The sequence below is a fragment of the Streptococcus intestinihominis genome, assembly GCF_046824975.1.
Lineage (GTDB): Bacteria > Bacillota > Bacilli > Lactobacillales > Streptococcaceae > Streptococcus.
The window spans coordinates 516,286-522,163 of the sequence record NZ_JBKQBL010000001.1 but is presented as its reverse complement, the minus strand read 5'-3'; the positions used below and the strand labels follow the sequence as shown (position 1 = coordinate 522,163).

The following is a 5,878-nucleotide window of genomic DNA, read 5'->3' as shown; positions in this document are numbered from 1 at the left end:
CATGGAGTTTTTGTCCAAAAAAATTTAAAAACACCCTAGAGATATCTATGCAACTATTTAAAGGTAACTGAGAAGGGTATAAAAAAGCTATGAAAACAAGGGGTAGAGCTATATAATAGATCTTTGCAATCATATCTTGGGAGGGCTTAACCTAAATTGGCTGGTTGATGCAGAAATCAAGAAAACTTAAAAAAACAAAAACATTAGATTGTTCATTTGTTCATTTAGCGACACTTTTTATATAATCGTTGGCTAAATTGGCTCATATATGATAAAAATGGAGTGAGGAACTTTTGCGGTTCAAAATGATAAAAGGAGATGAAAGAATGAAAAAGAGACCGTCCTTATGGAAAACCTTTTTGAAAAAAGGGTTTGCCCTCTTCACCATTTTGATGATGCTGGGTCAATTGGGTCAAGGTGCTGTAACAGCCTTGGCGCAAGAGCTAGCAGTCGGAGATAATGGTGCCTTAGATGTTAGCCTCTTGTATGGAGATAAGCAAGAACATCCAGGTGGCATGGCCTATAACACATCTGATACCATGTCTGGCTACATTCAGATTACCCCTAAGAATCTGACAACAGATCTGGATGATGTGGTTGTGAATCTAGTGCTTCCAGGGAAATACCTGGATGAGGTTAATGTTCCCGAGTTCAATAGTAGCTCGCAACATGACGCACCAACAGTGACAAAGGTGGGAGATGACTACCATGTCAGTTTACATTTTACGAACTACCAAAAATCGGAAGTCTTGACCCTACCATTCATCGCCAAGTTTAAGTTAGGATTCCCTCCTACCAACTACTCGATGGATATTACAGGGACGCTCAATATTAACGGTGCTGAGACTGCTATCAATAGTATCACTTGGAAACCTCAATACAAGGACTATACCTTGACCAAGTTTGTCAATCAGAACTATGATGCGACCATGTCCAGAGACTATGCGGAAGCCTCTCCAGGGATTGTAACTGGAGCAGATGGCAAAAAGTACATCGAAAAAGCTACTTCGGTTCCGTTTGCCTTCTTGTTAGATGGGATGCGTGGACAGTACAATGGTAGCTATCGTCAGTTGGAATCTGCAACAATCACAGATAAGCTGCCAACCTATACGGACAAAGATGGAAAAACTCGCACAGCGGTTCTAGATACAGAAAAATCAGAAGGCTGGGTCGATAATGGGGATGGTACGGTTTCAAAAACTTTTGTAGCTGATGAAAATAAAAATGTTCAAAGTTACCACTCAGATTTGATGCAAAAAATCCAAGACAAGAGTTTCTTATACTTGAAATTCCCTGATTTGGTCATGGAAAAAGACCAAACCTTAGAAGATGTCTTAGTGAAAGATTTGACCAATACTGCGTCTGTCGTGGGGATTCCTGCGGAACGTGGTGAGGGAGAGCCGGATGTAACGGCTGAAGATTCTCTCATCTTCCGACTCACTTCGCGTGACTTGGAAGGTAAAGGAGCTTTTGCTAAACAAGCAGAAGGAAATGTCTACGATTCGACAGACTACAAGGCGGCTAACTACAAGTGGCTCTTGAAATACAATAATACCACACCATTTGCTCAAAAGAATGTTGTCTTTTATGATGAGCAAGTAGACTCGCGCTTGAAGTTTACCAAAATTGAATATGGTCGTATGTTGATTGGAATCTATGGAAATGGACCTCTGATCAATCAATACGTGAAACGCATCATCCTAACCATGGAAGATGGCTCAACTAAAGAAATCCAACCAGAGGCAGACAAGGATGGATTTGGAAACATTGATTTGACCAAATATGGAACGGTTGTCGGCTGGAGACTGGAGATGAAAGATGACTTCGCGCTTCCATCTGGTCAAGGGATTTATATTTCTACCTATACAGCCTTCAAGGATCCAGAAAAGACCCATATCGATCAAAATGATGAGTCCAAGAATGCCTATGAAAATACTGGACGGATCACCTATAAAACCCAGTCAGGGGCAGACAGAGACCAATCTGCTAAATGGCAGTTCAAACTTCTTCCATTGACAGAAAATGTTGAACTGACTAAGAATACAGATTATAACAATGTCCAATTCACAGATGGAAAAACCATTCGTTTTGCCCTATCTGCTAATAATGTTCGCTTAGATCCAGGTAAGGATTACAAGGACTTGCGTGTTATTGATCTCTTTGATCCAAATACCTTGGATATTGACTTCAAATACCTAGATCAATACTTTGATAAGAATAACACTCGTTTTTATGCCCCTTGGTACAAATCCTATGAGGTCATTGAAAACTACCACAATTCTGGACGTTCTGCCTTGATTATCCATTTGGATCAAAAGGAATTTATCAAACGCTCCCTAGAGACTGGTGGCAAGGCTAATTTACCATTCATCTATACTAAATTAAAAGGGAAGGCTGATGGCGGAACCTTTACCAACCATATCTATCTGGCAGGAGAAGGCCTCTGGGATCTAGAAACGGCTAACCCGAATACAGTTGCAGTAGATAGCTATGATTTAAACAACAATGGTTCGACAACGGATAAGATTCCTCATGCGGAATCCAACTATACTATTGTCGCAGCTGAAGGGGTTTATTCTCGTAAGTTCATCGCCAAGAACGATGACTTGTCTGATGCTTCAACAGTAACTCGAACCTTTAAACCAGGGGAAACCTTTAATTACAAGTTAACGATTAAAAACAACACAGATAGTCCAGTTGAAAACACGGTTATCTATGACGTTCTCCCTAAAGTTGGAGATGTCAATACACTGGATGCTTCAGCCCGTAAGACAGAATACACCGTTAGTCTTCGTGGACCAGTGACTGCTCCAGAAGGGTGGACAGTATACTACACAACAGATACTACAGTTACAGCTAGTACCATGGCACAAGCTGCAGATAAAGATATTTGGTCAGCAGATGTCACAGACTTTAGTAAAGTAACAGGAATTAAAGTCGTAGCGAATGAGGGGACCACTATCGGTGCACGGAGCCAAGTAGATGTTGCGGTGCCAGTGGTCAACCCAAGCGAATTGACTGACCAAGTCAAGCAGTTGATGTTAGAACGTACCGAAGATAACAAGGACAATGGTGGCCGTTCAGGTGTTGTTCAAGCCCATAACCAATTCGGTTATAGAGCTAAAGGACATGAAGGAAACCGAGAATCCAACACCGTAACGTCTCAAATCTTTGCGGCGAGCTTCCATGTGAAGAAAGTAGACAAGGATGATACTAGCAAAGGCTTAGCTGGTGCGGAGTTCAGCTTGTCAGATGCGACTGGTGCTGTCCTTGCGACTCAAGTTTCTGACAAGGACGGCGACCTTGCCTTCACCACCCTAACAGAAGGAACTTACACTCTTAAAGAGACGAAAGCTCCAAACAACTACAAGTTGGATGAGACAGAGCACTCAGTCGTTGTCACTTACGATGCAGATCAGCAGCTCTACCATGTCACAATTGATGGCGAAGCGACTGGTTCAAAAGCTTCACCAAAAGTAATCGCCAATGAGCAGGATATCCATTATATCGATCTAGAAGCTTCAAAAGTCTGGGATGACCAAGACAACGTCGAAGGTCTTCGTCCAGAAAAGATTGAATTCCAATTGTACAAGAATGGAACAGCAGAAGGCAAACCAGTAGCCCTTTCAGCAGGAAATGACTGGAAAGTAACCTTCAGCGCTCTTCCAGACAAAGACAATGATGGTAATGTGATTACCTATACTGTAAAAGAAGTCAAGGTACCGAATCATTATACAGCTGAAAGTCAAGAAGCTCAGTTCGTCGATGGAAAAGCAACCATTACCAACAAGCGCACTCCTGAAACTACAGAAGTCAGCGTGAAAAAAGTTTGGGATGATGCTCAGAACCAAGACGGACTCCGTCCATCAACCATCACCGTCCATCTCCTAGCCAACGGAGAGGAAGTACAGACGGCTACTCTGTCTGGTGAGGGAGATACATGGAGCCACAGCTTCACTGACTTGCCAGTCTATAAGAATGGTCAAAAACTAGTCTATACGGTAACAGAAGATACCGTTGCCAACTACTCAACGACTATCGACGGTTCAACGATTACCAACACCTACAAACCAGGTAAGACAAGTGTAACAGTGACTAAGAAATGGGCTGATGCAGAAAACCAAGATGGCCTTCGTCCAAAGAGCATCAAGGTCCAACTCTATGCGAATGACCAAAAATCAGGTAAAGAGGTAGAACTTTCTGCAGCCAACGACTGGACCTATACCTTCTCTGATTTGGATGAGAAAAAAGCTGGTCAAGCTGTTCAGTATACCGTGAAAGAAACAGAAGTTCCAGAAGGGTATACTCAAACGGTAGAAACGACCAATCCAGGTCAGGTAGTGATTAGCAATACGCACACTCCTTCTAAGACGACAGTTCAAGTAACCAAGAAATGGGACGATGCCAATAACCAAGATGGTCTTCGCCCAGCGACGATTACAGTCAAACTTTATAAAGATGGAGTTGCTACAGACCAGACCCTTGAATTATCAGAAGCGAATCAGTGGCAAGGAACGTTTGAAAACCTTGATGAAAAAGCAGCCGGCAAGGCCATTCACTACACTGTGAAAGAAGAGAATGTCCCAGAAGGCTACACCCTTTCAATTGATGACAAGGATCCAACACATCCTGTCTTGACCAATAAGCATGAACCAGCTGTCACTCAGGTCAAGGTCACTAAGAAATGGGATGACGCTAATAACCAAGATGGCCTTCGTCCAAAAGAAATTCGCGTCCAATTGTATGCGGGTGATCAAAAGCTAGGCAAGGAAGTTGTCTTGTCAGCTGAGAACAAGTGGACTCATACCTTTGAGAAACTTGCTGAAAAAGCAAACGGACAAGAGATTCATTATTCTGTGAAAGAAGTGGATGTCCCTGAAGGTTACGCCGTAACAGAAGAGAGCAAGGAGAAGGGCGATATCGTCTTGACCAATACGCACACTCCAAGTACGGTGGATATTCCAGTCACTAAGATCTGGGTGGACAATGACAACCAAGATGGTCTTCGTCCTACTAAGATCACTGTGAAACTTCTAGCCAATGGTGGAGAAGTGGCTCGCAAAGATATTACAAGCGAGACCGATTGGAAAGAAACCTTTACTGGCCTTCCTAAGTTTAAGGATGGTAAGGAAATCGTCTACACCCTTCAAGAAGAAAAGGTTAATGACTATTCACCAAGCATTGACCAAGAAAGCTATACTATTACCAATACGCACACTCCAGGTAAGACCACCCTCTCTGTAACCAAACAGTGGGATGACCAAGAGGACAAAGATGGTCTTCGTCCGAAGAGTGTGAAAGTGCAGCTATATGCGGATGGTAAGAAATCTGGTGACGTCATTGAATTAGCAGCTGAGAACAAGTGGACTCATACCTTTGCGAATCTGGACAAGAATGTCAAGGGCAAAGCTGTCACCTATACGGTGGAAGAAGTCGATGTTCCAAGAGGTTACCAAGTGACGAAAACAGATGACGGTCAAGGTAATGTTGTTCTGACCAATAAACATGAACCAACAGAGCCAGTGACACCAGAACCTAAGAAACCAGGTAAGAAGGTTGGTATCTTGCCAAGCACTGGTACCACTATCTCCTTGATTAGCTTGGTGTTAGCCTTTGTAGTAGCAAGCGGTGCAGCTTATCTCCTTAAAAAGAAGAAAAAATAAGCGCATGGTTTGATCTAACTAATCGAGAGTATTAAAGAGGCCCTTAGGGGCCTCTTTAGAATAGAGATAAACTGTTTTTACATTAACTAGCTAGATGATTCTTCAAAACAATGAGTTTTTATTTGAGTCATATAAGCAACTCTAAAACTTTCCGCTGTGAGAAAAGTGCTAGAAACAATAGTGTTTCTAGCACTCGGGAGTTTTGGAACCTTAGT

At 42.5% G+C, this 5,878-nt stretch carries 1 protein-coding gene; it reads left to right on the top strand.

The window, feature by feature from the left end; all coding sequences use genetic code 11:
- The first annotated feature begins 326 nt into the window (after nt 1-326).
- Nucleotides 327-5,663, top strand: a complete 5,337-nt coding sequence (locus ACLOR3_RS02600) for a Cna B-type domain-containing protein (protein ID WP_411400152.1) — start codon at nt 327-329, stop codon at nt 5,661-5,663.
- Nucleotides 5,664-5,878: the final 215 nt, after the last annotated feature.

Bases quoted from the DNA above. Each gene is read 5' to 3' on its own strand.
- ACLOR3_RS02600 (WP_411400152.1), top strand. From the start codon at position 327: ATGAAAAAGAGACCGTCCTTATGGAAAACCTTTTTGAAAAAAGGGTTT.